Below are 16892 nucleotides of genomic sequence, written 5' to 3'. Positions count from 1 at the left end.
CCCGAGCCCTCGGCTATCGGGATCGACAGTTGCGTTCCGGGGGATCGAGAATTGAAGGGCGTTTCCGGCCGCGGGCGGCAGTTACTGGCGTGCGCGCTGCTGCTCGGCCTGCTTTCAGGCTGCGCCGGGCGCCCCGATGGCGCGCTCATTCCCGTGCCCGATACGATTCCCGGCACGTCCCGCGTGGACATGGTGGTCGCCACCGTCCGCGAGCGGTCCGATGGCCCGGACATCTTCAACGGCGAGCGCGCCCGCACGCCGAGCTATGCCGAGATCGAGGTTTCCATACCGCCCGACGGCGCCCGCAAGATCGGCGACGTGCAGTGGCCCCGGAGCATTCCGGGCAACCCGGCGACGGACTTCGTCACCACCAAGCTCGTCGACCTGACGCAGGATCAGGCGACCGTGTGGTTCCATAACCGCATCAGCCGCACGCCCGGCCGGCAGGCCCTGGTGTTCGTGCACGGCTACAACCAGCGCTTCGACGACGCGGTGTTCCGCTTCGCCCAGATCATCCACGATTCCGAGGCGCCGGTGACGCCGGTGCTGTTCACCTGGCCCTCGCGCGGCAGCCTGCTCGCCTACGGCTATGACCGTGAAAGCACGTCCTTCTCCAGGGATTCCCTCGAGCGGCTGCTGACCTTCATGGCCAAGGACCCGAACGTGGGCGAGATCTCCATCCTCGCCCATTCCATGGGCAACGTCGTGACGCTGGAAGCCCTGCGGCAGATGGCGATCCGCAACGGGCGCATCCTGCCCAAGATCAAGTATGTGATGCTGGCGGCGCCGGACGTGGACGTGGACGTCTTCTCCACCTTCTTCAACGAGATCGGCAAGACCAGCCAGCGCCCGGCCTTCACCCTGTTCGTCTCGCAGGACGACAAGGCGCTGGCCGTCTCCCGCCGGGTGTGGGGTGACGTTCCCCGTGTCGGCGCGGTGGATCCGGAGCAGGAGCCGTTCCGCACCGAGTTCGAGAAGAACAACATAAACGTGGTGGACCTGACCAAGCTCAGGACCAACGATCCCCTCGCCCACGGCAAGTTCGCCGCCAGCCCGAAGGTGGTGCAGGCCATCGGCGCCCGCCTTGCGGAGGGGCAGACCATGACCGACTCCCGCGTCGGCGTCGGCGAGCATATCATCAAGGCGACCTCGGACGCCGCCGCGACCGTCGGCACCGCCGCCGGCCTCGTCATCGCCGCGCCCGTCGCCGTGGTGGATGAGAACACCCGCTCCCACTACAACCAGCATGTGAACCAGCTGGGCCGCTCGGTGTCGGACACCGCCGAGAGCGGCGCCAACGTGGTTACGCTCCCCAAGGGCAACTGACCAAACGGCAGGTCGGGGTCGCCGACCTGTTGCAGGTTTGTCACGCGGGAGTCGAAAGTTCGGCAGCACCATGCCGAAGATACGTCATTTAAGCCGCCGTTTACGCATGGGACCCTTAACTGCGGGCCGTAATGTTTGCGTGCGAGTTCGGTCACATGCGTACTTCCTGCGGGACTCACGGGCGTAACGTCTTCGCGCGGCTGGCACTGATCGGGCTCGTGTCCGGAACGGTTGCAGGCTGTAGTTCGGATACGATCCGCTTCGCCGCCGACTCGCCCCAGCCACCGGCCGGGGCGCCCGTCGCGGGCTACCAGGGGCATCCGGGCGGCTATCCGCCCGCCGGCAACGGGGACGTCACCGGCTCGCTCGGCTCCGGTCGGGTGGAGGCCATGCCGGCCCCGCCGCCGGGCCAGGCGGCGGCGCCCGGTTACCCGGCCTCATCCTATGCCTCAACCGGTGGCGGTCAGCCGCTGTACGGAGCGCCCGGCTATGCGGCGGCGACGCCCGCTGCGGCTCCGGCCGCCCGCGGCCCGGCTGCCGGGACCCACGTGGTGGTGGCCGGCGAGACCCTCGGGTCCATCTCGCGCATGTACAACGTCTCGGTGGCCTCGTTGACCATCGCCAACAACATTCCCGCCGGCGGCACCGTTCGCACAGGTCAGACGCTCATTATCCCGCCCGGCGGCAATGGCGCGTCGCATGCCAAGGCTGCGCAGGCTGCTGCCCAGTCCACCGCTGCCGCCAAGCCACCGCAGCTTGCCGCGGCGGCTCCGGTCGCCAGCACGCTGCAGGTTCCCGGCTCGGCCAAGCCCGCGACGATCGCCGCCACGCCTGCTCCGGCACCGGCTGCCGCCCCCGCGGCGAAGCCCACCCAGACCGCTGCGGCCAAGCCCGCCGGTTCCGCGCCGACTGCGGCGGTGTCCAAGTCGGCCGCACCCGAGCCGAAGGTCGAGACCGCCGCGAAGGTGTCGCCGGTGATCGATGCCGACGACGCCCCGCGCGCCGGTGGCTCCGGTCCCCAGTTCCGCGCCCCGGTGCGCGGCCGCGTCATCGCCTCCTACGGTCCCAAGCCCGGCGGTGCCCACAATGACGGCGTGAACTTCGCCGTCCCTGAAGGCACTGCGGTGCGCGCTGCCGAGGACGGCACCGTCGCCTATGCCGGCAACGAGCTGAAGGGGTACGGCAACCTCGTGCTCATCAAGCACGCGGACGGCTACGTGACCGCCTATGCCAACAACAGCGAGCTGACGGTAAAGCGCGGCGATACCGTGCGGCGCGGCCAGATCGTTGCCAAGGCCGGCCAGAGCGGCAACGTCTCCTCGCCCCAGCTGCACTTCGAGATCCGCAAGGGGTCGACGCCCGTCGATCCGAGCCGCTACGTCGCCGGTCTCTGATAGCAACTTGATCTCAAACGAAAACGGCCGGGCATCTGCCCGGCCGTTTTGCGTTGGGACGGTCGATCAGGCAGCCGGATGCTCCATCTCGCCGCCATAGCGGCGGCGCAGGTGGGCCTTGAACACGGAGGCATCGAGCGGCCGGCCGGTGGCGCGGGTCAGAAGCTCGTCCGTCTCCAGCAGCGAGGCCTGGCCGTGGACGTTGACGCGCAGCCACGCCAGCAGGGGCGCGAAGTCCCCCTTGGCAATGCCGGGCAGGATGCCGGGATCGGCGCGGCAGGCGGCATCGAACAGTTGCGCGGCGGTCATCGCGCCCAGCGTGTAGGTGGGGAAATAGCCCCAGCCGCCGCCGGGCCAGTGAATGTCCTGGAGGCAGCCCAGCCGGTCGTCGGGCGGCGTCACGCCGAGCAGGGACTTCATGCCCTCGGCCCAGGCCCCGGGCAGGTCGGCGAGCTTCATATCTCCGCCGATCAGCGCCTTTTCCAGCCGGTAGCGCAGGATGACATGGGCGGGATAGGTCACCTCGTCCGCATCCACCCGGATGAAGCCGCGCTCCACCTTGGTGTAGAGCCGCCACAACGCATCCGCCTCCCAGGCCGGGCCGGAGCCGTTGAAGGCGGCGCGCATGCGCGGGGCGGCGAAAGTCAGGAATTCCCGGCTGCGGCAGGCCTGCATCTCCATGAGCAGAGACTGGCTCTCATGGATGCTCATGGAGCGGGCCTGCCCCACCGGCTGGTGGATGAAGTCCTGCGGGCGGCCCTGCTCATAGAGCGCATGGCCGGTCTCGTGCAGCACCCCCATGAGGGCGCGGGAGAAGTCGCTCTCGTCGTAGCGGGTGGTGATACGCACGTCATTGTCGGCGCCGCCGCAGAAGGGATGGGTGGAGACATCGAGCCGGCCGCGCTCGAAATCGAAGCCGACCACCTTCATCATCTCCAGCCCGAGCGCGCGCTGCGCCTCCACAGCGTAGGGGCCTTCGAGCGCGGGCATAGCGGGACGGCGGGCTTGGATTTCCAGCACTTCCTCGGTGAAGCCGGGCAGGAATTGGGCGAGGTCGTCGAACAGCGCGTCGATGCGGGCCGAGCGGCCGCCGGGCTCGTAGCCGTTCAGGAGGGCATCATAGGGGGAGAGGCCGAGCTTCTCGCCCTTCACCCGGCCGATCTCGCGCTGGAGCCGCAGCACCTCCTCCAGATAGGGCAGGAGGGCCGGGAAGTCCGCGTCCGCACGCGCCTTGCGCCAGGCCATCTCGCAGCGGGAGGAGGCGCGGCTGGAAGCTTCCACGAGGTCGGCGGGCACGGCCGTATCCACGGTGAAGCTGCGGGTAATCTCGCGCACGTTGGCGCGCTCCCACGGGCCCAGATCCTCATTCTCCGCATTGGCGATCCAGTCGCCGATGCGTGGGTCGGTCGCCATGTTGTGGTGGAGCACGCGCAAGAGGGCGAGGCTCTCCGCGCGGGTGGAGGCGGCGCCCTTGGGCATCATGGTGTCGCTGTCCCACTGGAGGATGCCGATGCCGTTGGCGAGCGCCGCGGCACGGTCGAAATGGGCGGCGAGGTCGGAATAGGCCGTCATGGCGCGATCCTGTTGGCTCTGGGGCCGGAGAATTCAAGGGCCGGGAAAAGGGCCAAGACGGTAGCCAAGCAGAGCGGGCATGGAAAGGGCGGGGCCTGCGGCGCGGGTTGCAAAGAAAAGCCCGGCGCGGACATCGTGTCCGGCCGGGCTGGAGGTAACACCGTGGTTCGGGTCGGTGGGCCCTCAGGCCGCCTTCTCGCCGGGGGTGAGCGAGAGCACCGACTCAAATCCTTCAAACTCCGGACCGCCGATATAGTTCACGCGGTTGGATGACGCACCCGCGTCGCGGTGGGCAAGGCGGAAGGCCTCGGACTTGGTCCACGCCTCGAAATCGGCCTTGGAGCTCCACACGGTGTGAGAGATGTAGAGGGTATATTCCTCCTTTTCCGCCCCACGGCACAGATCGAAAGCCACGAATCCGGGTACGGCGGCGATGTAGGTGTCGCGCTCGCGCCAGACCCGCTCGAATTCGGCTTCGGACCCGTGCTTGACCTTGAACCTGTTGGTGGCAATGAACATGTCGACACTCCGTATGGGCAATGGAAAGGGTGGCCGGCCGCCTATTTGACCGGGTAGGGCGTCGCCGCCGCGATGGTGTCGGCACCGATCTTGAACTTGAGGCCGGCCTTCGCCGTGATTCCGGCGCTCGGCAGGAACTGCTGGTACTGAACGTACTGCTCGTTGAAGATGTTCTCAACGGAGAGCTGGGCCAGCACGTTCGGGTCCGGCTGGTAGCCGAGATAGACGTTCACGAGGTTGAAGCTCGGCGTCGGCTCGTAGGGCGAGTCGGACGGCAGGTCTGCCGCTGTCTTGGCCGCCGCCCACTGCCAGCGCACCGAGACGGTGAGCTTGTTCTCGAGGAAGCGGGCGCCCAGCGTCGCGGCGATGTTGTTGGGCATCACGTTGGCCAGCGGCTGGCCGTTGTTCGTGTTCTCGCCATCCGACACAGTGGCGTTGAAGCCTGCGAACCAGACGCCGGCGTCGTAATTGCTCTCGAATTCGAAGCCACGCAGGCGGGCGTTGGCGATGTTCTGGTACTGGTAGTTGGCATAGGTGCCGTAGATCGTCTTATCGTAGCCGACCAGCTCAATGTAGTCCTCGACATCGTTCTGGTAGACGTTGGCCTTGGCGCGGAACTTGTCGCCCTTGGTGAAGATGTCGTCGAACCGGAGATTGAGGCCGATTTCCTTGTTCTTGCCGATTTCCGGCCGGAGATAGGGGTTCGGCACGAAGCAGAACACGCCATAGCTGCCGTCGGGACAGAAGACGAGCGGGATGTTCGGCGGGTGCGCGCCATTCACCAGGGTCTCGGTCACCGCCGGGGCGCGATAACCTTCCGCGAAGGTGCCGTAGAGCGTCACCCACTGCCAGGGCGTGAGGCCAACGGTGATCTTGGGCGAGAGGTGGTCGCCGCTGGTGGAAACGCCGTCTCCGCTGAGATTGTAGGTGTCGTAGCGCAGCGCGCCGATGGCTTCGAACCACGTCGAATAGTTGGCCTTCCACTGGATGAAGGCACCACCCACCCCCCGCTCGCCAGACGGGTTGTAGCCGTCGCCGAAGCCGTAATTGTCCACATTGTCCACGTCGTCGTGGAAATAGTCGCCGCCGATGGTGATGGCGTTGCGGATGTCGGCGAAGGTGAAGCGCGAGGTGTTGTTGAGGTCGAAGCCCAGCGTGTCGATTGTGAAATAGCGGGGGTCGCCGATGGAGCCGGTGATGGAGCTGGGCGTGCCGGCCACCTTCAGCTGGCTCTGCTTCACCCGGTTCCAGTAGATCTGGCTGCGCCAGTCGAAAATGTTGTCGTCGGGGTTGGTGTAGTTCCAGCTCGCCGTCAGGGTCTGGTTGAGAACGGTGGTGCCGTACTGGGTCGAGTTGGCGGGAAGCGCGTTGTTCACCAGCGCGGCGTTGTAGGTGGTGTAGTCGGCGTCGTAATTGAGGCCGGTGATCTTCACCTCGTGGTGGTCCGCGGGGCGGAAGGTGAGCTTGGCGACGCCGGTCCAGATGTCGGAGCCGGTGCCGGGCACCTCGTTGCCGTTGCCGTCCGTATAATCGTCCTGCGAGCGGTAGGTGCCGCCGAAGAACAGGTCGATGTTCGGGTTCACCTTCGCCGCCGCGAACAGGGCAGCGTAGCCCATCGGCCCGTTGGAGCCGAATTCCCCGGCGGATTCCACACCCCAGGTCTGGCCGGGCCTGATGATGTCGTTGGCGTCCTTGGTGCGGAAGGTCACCACGCCGCCGATGGCGCCGGAGCCGTAGATGTTGGCCACCGGGCCGCGCACCACGTCCACGTCCGCCAGCAGGCCGGGCTCAAAGAAGAAGGAGCCGGCGCCGGTGCCGTGGCCGAGCTGGGTGAAATTCTGCCGCGCGCCGTCGATGAACACCGCGACGCGGCCGTAGTCCTCCATGCCGCGGATGTTGATGGAAGCCTGCGTGGAATTGCCGTTCTGGATGACGGTGGTGCCCGGCATGCCGAAGAAGACGTCCTGCGTCCGCGACGGCATCAGCTGTTCGAGATCGTCCGGGCGCACCACGCTGATGGCAGCCAGCGCATCGATGGCGCGTTCTTCCGTGAGACTGGCGGCGACCGTGATGGTGTCGAGAGAGATGGTCGTCGTGTCGTCGGTCGCGCCGGCCTCAGGTGCGCTCTGGGCGCGTAAGGGCGTGGCCATGAGGACGGCGCAGAGCGCGACGCCCGCGAGCAGCGCCTCTTTCCCGCGGCGATGCCCTTCGCCCTTGAACACGGCAATGCGCTGCGGTTCTCCCGCCATAATCCTCTCCCGGCTGATGTTCGGAGGCTGGCTGGCGTCGATCCGGAAGCCGGGGACGTGGCGGGCCGCAGGCGTGCTGCCTGAGCAGGCGATTTCCTGCGCGGGCTTCTTGCCTGACACGATTTGGCTACCGTCGCGCCACGGAAGCGTCAAGAAGAATACATCAAACTTGCCAATGAACTGAAATAACGTCAGAGACTGTTGCGTGTCTGGCACGTAGATATGTGCCCGCTCGATATTGGAATAAATAAAATAAAGGCGAATCGGTCTCATGAAGACTCGCCATCAGAAAATGGAGTTGCTCTAATTCCATGTTGATCCGGCGTGAGAAAGCTATCCGCGCGTGCCGTGTTGCGGCGCGTCTTGTCAGCCTTGGCGTGGTCGTCGCTGCCCTTCTTGCCGTCGCCGGCTTTGCGCCGCGTGTTGCTGCGGCCCAGCCGCAGGCGGCGGCGCCGCGCATCGTCTCCATCGGCGGCGCGGTCACAGAGATCCTGTTCGCGCTCGGCATGGGCGATCGCGTGGTGGCGGTGGACCAGACCAGCCGCTACCCCGCCGCCGCCCGCGCGTTGCCGGGTGTGGGCTATGCCCGCGCCTTGTCGCCGGAGGGCGTGCTCTCGGTGGGGCCCACGCTGATCCTCGCCATGGAAGGCGCCGGGCCGCCCTCCACCATGGAGGTGCTGCAGCAGGCCTCGGTGCCGGTCGTCATCATCCCGGACGGGCACGACAGGGAGGCGGTGCTGCACAAGATCGCCGCTGTGGCCAAGGCAGTGGGGGCGGAGGAAAAGGGCAGGGCGCTCGCAGCCGAGGTCTCTGACGACTTCGCCGCCCTCGATGCCATGGTGAAGGCGCTGCCGGAGCGGCCGCGCGCGGTGTTCGTGCTCTCCGCTTCGGGCGGCGCGGCGGTGGTGGGCGGCTCGGACACCAGCGCCGACGCCATTCTGAAACTCGCGGGCCTCACCAATGCCATGGCTGAGATCAAGGGCTTCAAGCCGGCGCTGGACGAGGCCGCCATGTCGGCGGAGCCGGAGGCGGTGGTGGTGATGCGCGGGGGCGGGCAGGCGCTCGATGCCGCCACCGTCTTCGCTTTGCCCGCCTTCGCCGGAACGCCCGCCGCGCGGGACAAGCGCTTGGTGGCGCTGCCCGGTTCCTATCTGCTCGGCTTCGGCCCCCGGACGCCGCGCGCGGCGCGCGATCTCGCGGCGGCGCTGCACCCGGGCGCGAAGCTGCCGGAGCTGCCGGCCCGACCCTGGAGCGCGGAGCCGGACCAATGAGCATGGAAGGTGTTGCCATGGCCACGGCGGAGGCGGAAACGCGCGGGCGTCCGGTGACGGCGGGGCTGACCCTGTTCGCCGTGCTGGCGGTTGCGGCCTTCGTGGGCGCGCTGGCCATCGGCCCGTTCACCATCGCCCCCGGCCGGGTATTCGTCGTGCTGTGGGACTGGATCACCGGCGCGCCGCCGGCCGGCTCCCTGCGCGAGCGCATCGTGGTGCTGGACGTGCGCCTGCCCCGCGCGCTCGTCGGCGCGCTGGCCGGCTCGGGCATGGCCGTGGCGGGGGTGCTGATGCAGGGCGTGTTCCGCAATCCGCTCGCCGATCCCAGCCTCGTGGGCGTGGCGCCGGGCGCGGCGCTGGCGGCGGTGGCATTCGTCGTGTTCGGCGCGCCGCTTGTCGCCTTGCTGCCGCAGCCGCTGCAGGTGGTGGGGCTGCCGCTCGCCGCCTTCGCGGGCGGGCTCGTCACCACCCTCGTCATCGCCCGCCTCGCCGAGCATGACGGGCGCACTTCGGTGGCGACACTGCTGTTCGCCGGCCTTGCCCTCGGAGCGCTGGCGAGCGCCGGCACGGGGGTGATGGTATTCCTCGCCTCCGAGCAGCAGACGCGGGATTTCCTGTTCTGGACGCTCGGCAGCCTCGGCGGCGCCACCTGGATGAAGGCGGCGCTCGCCGCCCCCTTCGTGCTGGGGCTGCTGGCCATCGCCGTCGGCCTCGCCCGCGGGCTCGATGCGTTGGCGCTGGGCGAGGCGGAGGCGTTTCATGCCGGCGTCTCGGTGGAGCGGCTGAAGCGCATCGCCGTCGTCGCCGTCGCGGCGGGGGTGGGGGCGGCGGTGGCGGCGACGGGTGTCGTCGGCTTCGTCGGGCTGGTGGTGCCGCATCTCGCGCGGCTGGTGATCGGGCCGTCCCATCGCGCGCTGGTGCCGGCCTCGGCGCTGCTCGGGGCGGCGGTGCTGCTCGGCGCGGACATCCTCGCCCGCATGATCGCGGCGCCCGCCGAACTGCCGCTGGGCGTCGTCACCGCTCTGGTCGGGGCGCCCTTCTTCCTGTGGCTGCTGCTGAAGCGTCGCGCCTTCGTGGGATGAGCATGTATCGCGCAGAGAACGTCACCGTCACGGCCTCCGGCCGTCGCCTCGTGGATGGCGCGAGCCTCACCGTTCGGCCGGGGTGCGTCACCGTGCTGGTGGGGCCGAACGGCGCCGGCAAGTCGACCTTGCTGAAGGCCATGTCGGGCGAGCACCGGCTCGCCACGGGCCGGGTGACGCTGGACGGTGTCTCCATCCATGACATGCGGCCGCTGGAACTGGCGCGGCGCCGGGCGGTGCTGCCGCAGGCGGCGGAGGTGGCCTTTCCCTTCACCGCCGCCGAGGTCATCACCGCCGGGCTCATGGCCGGGGAGGGGCATGACCGCGCCCGCATCCTGCGCCTGCTGGCGCGGGTGGACCTGCCCGGTTTCGCCGACCGGCGTTATGACAGCCTGTCGGGTGGCGAGCGGCAGCGTGTACAACTCGCCCGCATTCTCGCCCAGCTGGATGCGGGAAAGCCGGATGCACCGGGCTATCTCTTCCTCGACGAGCCCACCGCCAGCCTCGATCTCGCCCACCAGCTCACCGTGCTCAACATTGCCCGCGCCCATGCGGACGCTGGCGGGGGCGTGCTGGCGGTGCTGCACGACCTCAACCTCGCCGCCATGGTGGCCGACGAGATCGTGGTGCTGGCGGGAGGGCGGGTCCGCGCGGCGGGGCCGGTGGCGGAGGTGCTGACCGAGCCGGTGCTGGCGGACGCCTTCGGCATCCGCCTGCGAATCGGGGTGGCCCCGCCCGGCCCCTTCATCCTGCCGCAGAACGTGCTGGCGGCGGAGTAGGCGCGGGCGCGGCGGGGTGTGGCCGGAAGCTGGGCTCAGCCCAGCGTGCCCGTAGCCATGAACTGGGCTCAGCCCAGCGTGGTTGAAGCTTTAAACTGGGTTTAGCCCAGTTCTTGCGCCGCCTTCAGCACCTCGGCGGCGTGGCCGTCCACTTTCACCTTGGGCCAGGTCTTCGCCACCTTGCCGTCGCGGCCGATGAGGAGGGTGGCGCGCTCGACGCCCATGTACTTGCGCCCGTACATGCTCTTTTCCACCCAGACCCCATAGGCTTCCAGCATGGCCTTGTCGGGGTCGGAGCCCAGCGCGAAGCCGAGGCTGTACTTGTCGCGGAACTTGTCCTGCGCCTTCACCTCGTCGGCGGAGACGCCGAGGATGTCGGTGTCGGCAGCGGCGAATTCCGCCTTAAGGCCGTTGAAGGCAATGGCTTCCTTGGTGCAGCCAGGCGTGTCAGCCTTGGGGTAGAAATAGACCACCAGCTTGCGGCCCTTGAAATCCTTCAATGAAACGGTACCGCCCCCATCACGGGTGAGCGAGAAAGCGGGCGCCTTGGCGCCAACCTCCGGGAAACTGGACATTTCGCCTTCCTTTCGACGTGTTCGGCGCCATACGGGGCTGCTCAAATGCAAGCCCACAAGATGGCCGCGTTCTTGGGCCAGATGGTATCATCAAGGGAGTTGATCCACCTCATCTTTACGAGACAAGGGCAGGTTAGGCTCATTTCTTGCGGGCCGGAGGCGAATCGAAGCGCACTCCGGAGGGCACCGCGGGACCATCGCCGGGTTGCGGACGAACGGCCGGGAACGGCCGAAGCGGTAGAGGGAAGGTCCAGACGGAATGGAGTTTCGGCAGGAGAGGCCGGCGGGGGCGCGGCGCGAGCCTAAGCGGTCCCGCTTCCGGGGCATTGTCGGTGCGCTGACGCCGCGCAGCCGTGCCGCGCGCCTTTTTACCGGCCTGTGCCTCGTCCTGATCGCCCTCGGCGGCGTCGCTGCCGTCACCCTTTACGTGCTCATCGCCACCGGCATGGTCACCGCCAACCTCGCCACGCCCTATATCGAGCGGGCGCTGGAGGAGCGCATCGGCGGCGGCCACAAGGTCAGCATCGGCGCCACCACCATGGAGACGGTGGGCCATGGCGCCACCGCCGTGGTGGTCCACGACATCCGCGTCACCGGCCCCGACGGCCAGCTCGTCGCCAGCGCGCCGAGCGCCGAGGTGGAACTGGAGGGCTCCATCCTCTCGCTCATGCCCAAGGCGCGGCGCATCGACCTCGTGGGCGCGGAAATGACGGTGCGAATCGCCCCGACCGGTCAGGTGGCGGTGGCTACCGGCCGTGGCGCCAAGGCGATCCCCGCCAGCCCCACCGCCCGCTCCGCGGCGGCGCCCGCTGCATCCCAGACTGCGGCCCCGGCCTCCGCTCCCGCCTCGCCGCCGGACAAGGCGCAACAGGCCGCCGATGCCGCTGGCGCGGATTTCGATCCGCTCAAGCCCGTCGCGCTTGCCCGCTGGATGGCGGACCTCGAAACCGCCGGCTTCGACGGTGGCGCGCTCGCGGACGTGGGCCTCAAGGACGGCACCGTGATCGTGGAGAACGAGGGCGCCGGCCGCCGAATCGTCTTCCAGCACATGAGCGTCCGGCTCGCGCGGCCGCCGGGTGGCGGCGCGGTGCTGACCTTCACCACCCAGTCGCCGCAGGGCGTCGCCACCGCTGTCGCGCGCATCAGCCCGGTCAGCAATGGCGAGCGCGCCATGGACGTGGCCATCCGGAACGTCTCGACCCGCGACCTGCTGCACGCCTTCGTGCAGGACCAGCGGCGCTTCTATATCGACACCCCCCTCAACGCCTCCTTCTCCGCCCGCCTCGCCCTCGACGGCGCGCTCACGTCCGCGGACGCAAGCCTCGACCTCGGCGCCGGCGCGCTCGGCAGTGGCGAGGACCCGGAAGAGCGCTTTGTCATCGACCGCGCTCGCATCGCGGCCAAGCTGGATGTGGCGCGCCGGGTAATCGTGGTCGCTCCCATCGAGGCGGTGAAGAGCCAGAACATCATCGAGCTGGCGGGCGAGATCCACGTGCCGGCCAAGGCGCAGGAGCCGTGGCCGTTCCAGATGGGGCCGAAGCAGGTCGTGTTTCAGGGGCCGGAGATGCCCGAGCCGCCCCTCGTCATCACCAAGGTGGACGTGTCCGGCCGGTTCGATCCGCCCAGCCGCCAGATCGTGGTGGACCAGGGCCTGCTGGGCGCTTCCACCGCGAGCTTCAGCTTCACGGCGCTGTTCGATTTCGGCGTCCCGATCCCTTACCTGAAGTTCGACGGCGTCGCCTCTCCCATGCCGGTGGCGACGGTGAAGCGCTTCTGGCCGGTGAACATTGCGCCTCCCGCCCGTCAGTTCGCGGTGGAGAACGTCTCCGGCGGCACGGCGGAAGGCATCGCGGTCGCGGTGAAGCTGCCGCTCGACCTCATCGGCCAGAAGCAGGTGCCGCTCCCCGAGGACGGGGTGCGCTTCACCATCACCGGCAAGGGCGTGACGATCCGGCCGGTGAAGGGCCTGCCGCCCATCACCAATTCCAGCCTCGCCATCCTCGTCACCGGCCGCTCGGTGCGCATCACCATGCCCGACGGCACAGTGGTGACGCCGCAGAACCGCAAGATCGCGGTGAGCGACGGCGTGATGCTGATTCCCGACTATTTCCCGCGCGAGCCCTCTGCGCAGATCCGGGTGAATTTCAACGGCCCTGCCGACGCCGGCATCGAGGTGCTGGGCATGGAGCCGCTGAAGGGGCCGCAGGGCACGGCCTTCGATCCCTCCACCACGCGCGGCCGGCTCTCGGCGCTGCTGCAGGTGAACATGATCTTCCGCAAGGTGCCGCTGCCAGAGGACCTCGACTATTCGCTGGAAGCCAGCCTCACCGACTTTGGCGTGGACAAGGTGTTCAAGGGCCAGCGGCTGGAGGGGGCGACGGTGAAGGCCTTCGCCTCGCCTGCCGGCATTGTGCTGCGCGGCGAGGGCAAGCTCGCCGGCGCGCCGCTCGCCTTCGAATACGAGAAAAAGAAGGACGCGGCGGATTCCGACATCCGCGTCTCCGCCACCCTCGACGACGCCGCCCGCAGCAAGCTCGGCGTGGACGTTCCCGGCGTGAGCGGCCCGGTGGGCGTGCGCCTCGTGGGCACCACCAACAACAAGGACACGCGCGCCAGCATCGAATCGGACCTGACCCAGGCCCGCATCTCTGATCTCATCCCCGGCCTCAGCAAGCCCGCCGGAAAGCCGCTCAAGGCGCGCTTCACGGTGAACGACAAGGGCAGTTCCATCCGCCTCGATGACATGGTGATCGATGGCTCTGGCACTTTGCTCAAGGGCAGCATGGAACTCGCCGACAGCGGCGACCTGATGGGCGCGAACTTCCCGACCTTCCAGCTTTCGGATGGCGACAAGGCCTCGGCCAAGGCGGAGCGGGTCGGATCGGTGCTGAAGATCCGCATCACCGGCGAGGTGATGGATGCCCGTGGCATCATGAAGAGCCTCGTCAGCGGCCCCCCAACCGACAAGCGCAAGTCGCAGGACGTGGACGTGGAGGCGCGCATCGGTGCGCTTACCGGCAACAACGGCGAGGTGCTGCGCCAGTTCGATCTCTCCACCACCCGGCGCGGCGTCGAGATGCGCGACTTCACCCTCACCGCCAAGACGGGCCGGGAAGGCACGGTGGCCGGCGAGATGCGCACCTGGCAGGGCCGCGAGCGGGCGCTGCAGATCACCACTTCGGACGCCGGCGCGCTGTTCCGCTTCCTCGACATCTACGCCAAGATGCAGGGCGGCGAGGCGTGGCTGGTGGTTGATCCCCCGCGCAGCGACAACACGCCGCAGGAAGGCGTGCTGCACCTGAGCGACTTCTCCATCAAGGGCGAGCCCGGCCTCGAGCGCCTCTCCAGCGCCGCCCGCGACAGCTCAGGCCGCATCGAGAACGGCACCGCCGCCTTCGAGAAGGCGCAGGCCCAGTTCTCCCGCTCCACCGGCAAGATCGTCTTCAAGGAAGGCGCCATCTGGGGCCCCTCCGTGGGCGCGACCTTCGACGGTTCGCTGGATTTCGCCGCCGACCGCATCAACATGCGCGGCACCTTCGTGCCGGCCTACGCCCTCAACAACATCTTCTCCAAGCTGCCGGTCATTGGCCTGTTCCTCGGCGGCGGACCCAATGAGGGCTTGGTGGGCGTGACCTTCGAGGTCGTCGGCCCGCTGTCCACCGGTCCGACCCTGCGCATCAACCCCATCTCGGCCGTGGCGCCGGGCTTCCTGCGCAAGATCTTCGAATTCCGCGATTCGACCGGAACGCCGCCGACGCGATAGCCCTTCCGATGCCCCGGCGGACGGGGGAGGCGAAAGTGGAAGCCCCGCCCATGGGGCAATCGTGCGACGGTCTCATGAAACCGTCCTAAGGTGCGACGCTTTGCCCAAACGCCCCTTGCGATGGCCCACGGCACCCCTCACACTCCCGGCCCATAAACATAATTGGCAGGAAACGAATTGAGGGTGGGATAGATGCTGGCTCTGGTGCTCATCATCGCCTGCGGCCTCTTGGCCGTGGCGTACGGCGTATGGACGATCAAGGGGTTGATGGAGGCGGACCCGGGAACCGCCAGGATGCAGGAGATCGCATCCGCCATCGCTGAAGGCGCGCAGGCCTATCTGCGCCGGCAATACACCACTATCGGCATCGTGGGTGCCGTCATCTTCATCCTCGTGGGCGTGTTCCTCGGCTGGCTGGTGGCCATCGGCTTCGCGCTGGGGGCCATCCTCTCCGGCCTCGCCGGCTTCATTGGCATGAACGTGTCGGTGCGGGCGAACGTGCGTACCGCGCAGGCGGCGACGCTTTCGCTGGCCGGCGGCCTCGACCTCGCCTTCAAGGCGGGCGCCGTCACCGGCCTTCTGGTGGCCGGCCTCGCGCTGCTCGGCGTCAGCGTCTACTACCTCATCCTCACCGGCTTCCTCGGTTTCGCGCCGAACAGCCGCACGGTGGTGGATGCGCTTGTGGCGCTGGGCTTCGGCGCCTCGCTCATCTCCATCTTCGCCCGTCTCGGCGGCGGCATCTTCACCAAGGGCGCGGACGTGGGCGGCGACCTCGTCGGCAAGGTGGAAGCCGGCATTCCCGAGGACGACCCGCGCAACCCGGCCACCATCGCCGACAACGTGGGCGACAACGTCGGCGACTGCGCCGGCATGGCGGCCGACCTGTTCGAGACCTATGCGGTGACGGTGGTCGCCACCATGGTGCTCGCGGCCATCTTCTTCGCCGCCAATCCGGCGACGCTCGCCACCATGATCGTCTATCCGCTGGCCATCGGCGGGGCGTGCATCCTCACCTCCATCGCCGGCACCTATTTCGTGCGGCTGGGGGCGAACTCCTCCATCATGGGCGCGCTCTACAAGGGCCTCATGGCGACGGCGGGCTTCTCCATCATCGCGCTTGCCGTGGTGACTTGGCTGCTGCCCGGCTTCGGGCCGATCCAGGGGGTGGCCTATTCGGGCACGAGCCTGTTCCTGTGCGGCCTCGTCGGCCTCGCGGTGACGGGGGCCATCGTGGTCATCACCGAGTATTACACCGGCACCGGCTATCGCCCGGTGGTGTCCATTGCCCAGGCGTCGGTCACGGGCCACGGCACCAACATCATCCAGGGCCTCGCCGTCTCGCTGGAATCGACGGCGCTGCCGACCATCGTCATCATCGCCGGCATCCTGTGCGCCTACGGCCTCGCCGGCCTGTTCGGCATCGCCATCGCCGCCACCACCATGCTCGGCGTCGCCGGCATGATCGTGGCCCTCGATGCCTTCGGCCCGGTGACGGACAATGCCGGCGGCATCGCCGAGATGGCGGGCCTGCCCAAGGAGGTGCGCCAGTCCACCGACGCGCTCGACGCGGTGGGCAACACCACCAAGGCGGTGACGAAGGGCTACGCCATCGGCTCCGCCGGCCTCGGCGCGCTGGTGCTGTTCGCCGCCTACAGCCAGGACCTCAAGTTCTTCATCGCGCAGGCGGCGCCGGGCTCCTACTTCGCCGGCGTCACGCCCAACTTCTCGCTCGAGAACCCTTACGTGGTGGTGGGCCTGCTGTTCGGCGGCCTCTTGCCCTTCCTGTTCGCCGCCATGGGCATGACGGCGGTGGGCCGCGCGGCAGGCGCCATCGTGGAGGAAGTGCGCCGGCAGTTCCGCGAAAAGCCGGGCATCATGGCCGGCACCGAGAAGCCGGACTATTCCCGCGCGGTGGACATGCTGACCAAGGCGGCCATCAAGGAGATGATCATCCCCTCGCTGCTGCCGGTGCTCTCGCCCATCTTCTGCTACTTCGCCATCTACTTCGTGGCGGGCGGCGGCGTGGCAGGCAAGTCGGCGGCCTTCTCGGCGGTGGGGGCGATGCTGCTTGGCGTCATCGTCACCGGCTTGTTCGTCGCTATCTCCATGACCTCGGGCGGCGGCGCGTGGGACAATGCCAAGAAGTCGTTCGAGGACGGCTTCGTGGACAAGGATGGCGTGCGCCACATGAAGGGCTCGGAAGCCCACAAGGCCTCCGTGACCGGCGACACCGTGGGCGATCCCTACAAGGACACGGCGGGACCTGCTGTGAACCCGATGATCAAGATCACCAACATCGTCGCGCTGCTGCTGCTGGCGGTGCTGGGGCACTGAACCGCCCCGGTTCGCCGGGGACGACACC

Annotated in this window: 11 protein-coding genes; 7 read left to right on the top strand and 4 right to left on the bottom strand. The window is 68.3% G+C overall.

The window, feature by feature from the left end; genetic code table 11:
- Nucleotides 1-51: 51 nt before the first annotated feature.
- Both XAN126_RS0113880 and XAN126_RS0113875 read left to right on the top strand, forming a co-directional pair.
- Entirely contained in the window at nucleotides 52-1326 is a 1275-nt protein-coding gene (locus tag XAN126_RS0113880) for an alpha/beta hydrolase (protein WP_024279192.1), read from the top strand.
- 155 nt (nucleotides 1327-1481) lie between these two features.
- Nucleotides 1482-2720 carry a M23 family metallopeptidase gene (locus XAN126_RS0113875; RefSeq protein ID WP_081762844.1) on the top strand — a complete coding sequence of 413 codons (1239 nt, stop codon included), beginning with the start codon at nucleotides 1482-1484 and terminating at the stop codon, nucleotides 2718-2720.
- Between the two features lie 66 nt (nucleotides 2721-2786).
- On the opposite strand, the gene XAN126_RS0113870 is transcribed toward XAN126_RS0113875, so the two are convergent.
- From XAN126_RS0113870 to XAN126_RS0113860, 3 genes are all read right to left on the bottom strand, one after another.
- On the bottom strand, nucleotides 2787-4292 hold the full coding sequence (locus XAN126_RS0113870; protein ID WP_024279190.1) for a carboxypeptidase M32: 1506 nt from the start codon (nucleotides 4290-4292) through the stop codon (nucleotides 2787-2789).
- A gap of 183 nt (nucleotides 4293-4475) precedes the next feature.
- Nucleotides 4476-4811, bottom strand: coding sequence for an antibiotic biosynthesis monooxygenase (locus XAN126_RS0113865; protein WP_024279189.1), 336 nt, complete (start codon nucleotides 4809-4811; stop codon nucleotides 4476-4478).
- A gap of 41 nt (nucleotides 4812-4852) precedes the next feature.
- Entirely contained in the window at nucleotides 4853-7060 is a 2208-nt protein-coding gene (locus XAN126_RS0113860; protein WP_024279188.1) for a TonB-dependent hemoglobin/transferrin/lactoferrin family receptor, read from the bottom strand.
- Between the two features lie 377 nt (nucleotides 7061-7437).
- Here XAN126_RS0113860 and XAN126_RS0113855 point away from each other — a divergent pair, with 377 nt between their 5' ends.
- From XAN126_RS0113855 to XAN126_RS0113845, 3 genes are read left to right on the top strand one after another with little or no spacing between them, the layout of a single operon-like run.
- Nucleotides 7438-8331, top strand: a complete 894-nt coding sequence (locus XAN126_RS0113855) for an ABC transporter substrate-binding protein (RefSeq protein WP_024279187.1) — start codon at nucleotides 7438-7440, stop codon at nucleotides 8329-8331.
- Complete coding sequence (locus XAN126_RS0113850) at nucleotides 8328-9413, top strand: iron ABC transporter permease (RefSeq protein ID WP_029877169.1); 1086 nt, start codon at nucleotides 8328-8330, stop codon at nucleotides 9411-9413. The genes XAN126_RS0113855 and XAN126_RS0113850 overlap by 4 nt, the downstream gene beginning before the upstream one ends.
- Nucleotides 9414-9415: 2 nt before the next feature.
- Nucleotides 9416-10192: a heme ABC transporter ATP-binding protein gene (locus tag XAN126_RS0113845; RefSeq protein ID WP_024279185.1), complete on the top strand. Its 777-nt coding sequence runs from the start codon at nucleotides 9416-9418 to the stop codon at nucleotides 10190-10192.
- A 101-nt stretch (nucleotides 10193-10293) separates the two neighbouring features.
- Here XAN126_RS0113845 and XAN126_RS0113840 read toward each other — a convergent pair whose 3' ends face one another.
- Nucleotides 10294-10767: a peroxiredoxin gene (locus tag XAN126_RS0113840; RefSeq protein ID WP_024279184.1), complete on the bottom strand. Its 474-nt coding sequence runs from the start codon at nucleotides 10765-10767 to the stop codon at nucleotides 10294-10296.
- Nucleotides 10768-11026: 259 nt separating this feature from the next.
- Here XAN126_RS0113840 and XAN126_RS26370 point away from each other — a divergent pair, with 259 nt between their 5' ends.
- Both XAN126_RS26370 and XAN126_RS0113830 read left to right on the top strand, forming a co-directional pair.
- Nucleotides 11027-14530 carry a DUF3971 domain-containing protein gene (locus XAN126_RS26370; RefSeq protein WP_024279183.1) on the top strand — a complete coding sequence of 1168 codons (3504 nt, stop codon included), beginning with the start codon at nucleotides 11027-11029 and terminating at the stop codon, nucleotides 14528-14530.
- A 192-nt stretch (nucleotides 14531-14722) separates the two neighbouring features.
- Nucleotides 14723-16864: a sodium-translocating pyrophosphatase gene (locus XAN126_RS0113830; protein WP_024279182.1), complete on the top strand. Its 2142-nt coding sequence runs from the start codon at nucleotides 14723-14725 to the stop codon at nucleotides 16862-16864.
- Nucleotides 16865-16892: the final 28 nt, after the last annotated feature.

The sequence above is a fragment of the Xanthobacter sp. 126 genome, from assembly GCF_000526175.1.
Taxonomy (GTDB): Bacteria; Pseudomonadota; Alphaproteobacteria; order Rhizobiales; family Xanthobacteraceae; genus Xanthobacter; species Xanthobacter aminoxidans.
This window is presented reverse-complemented; position numbering and strand designations above follow the sequence as displayed.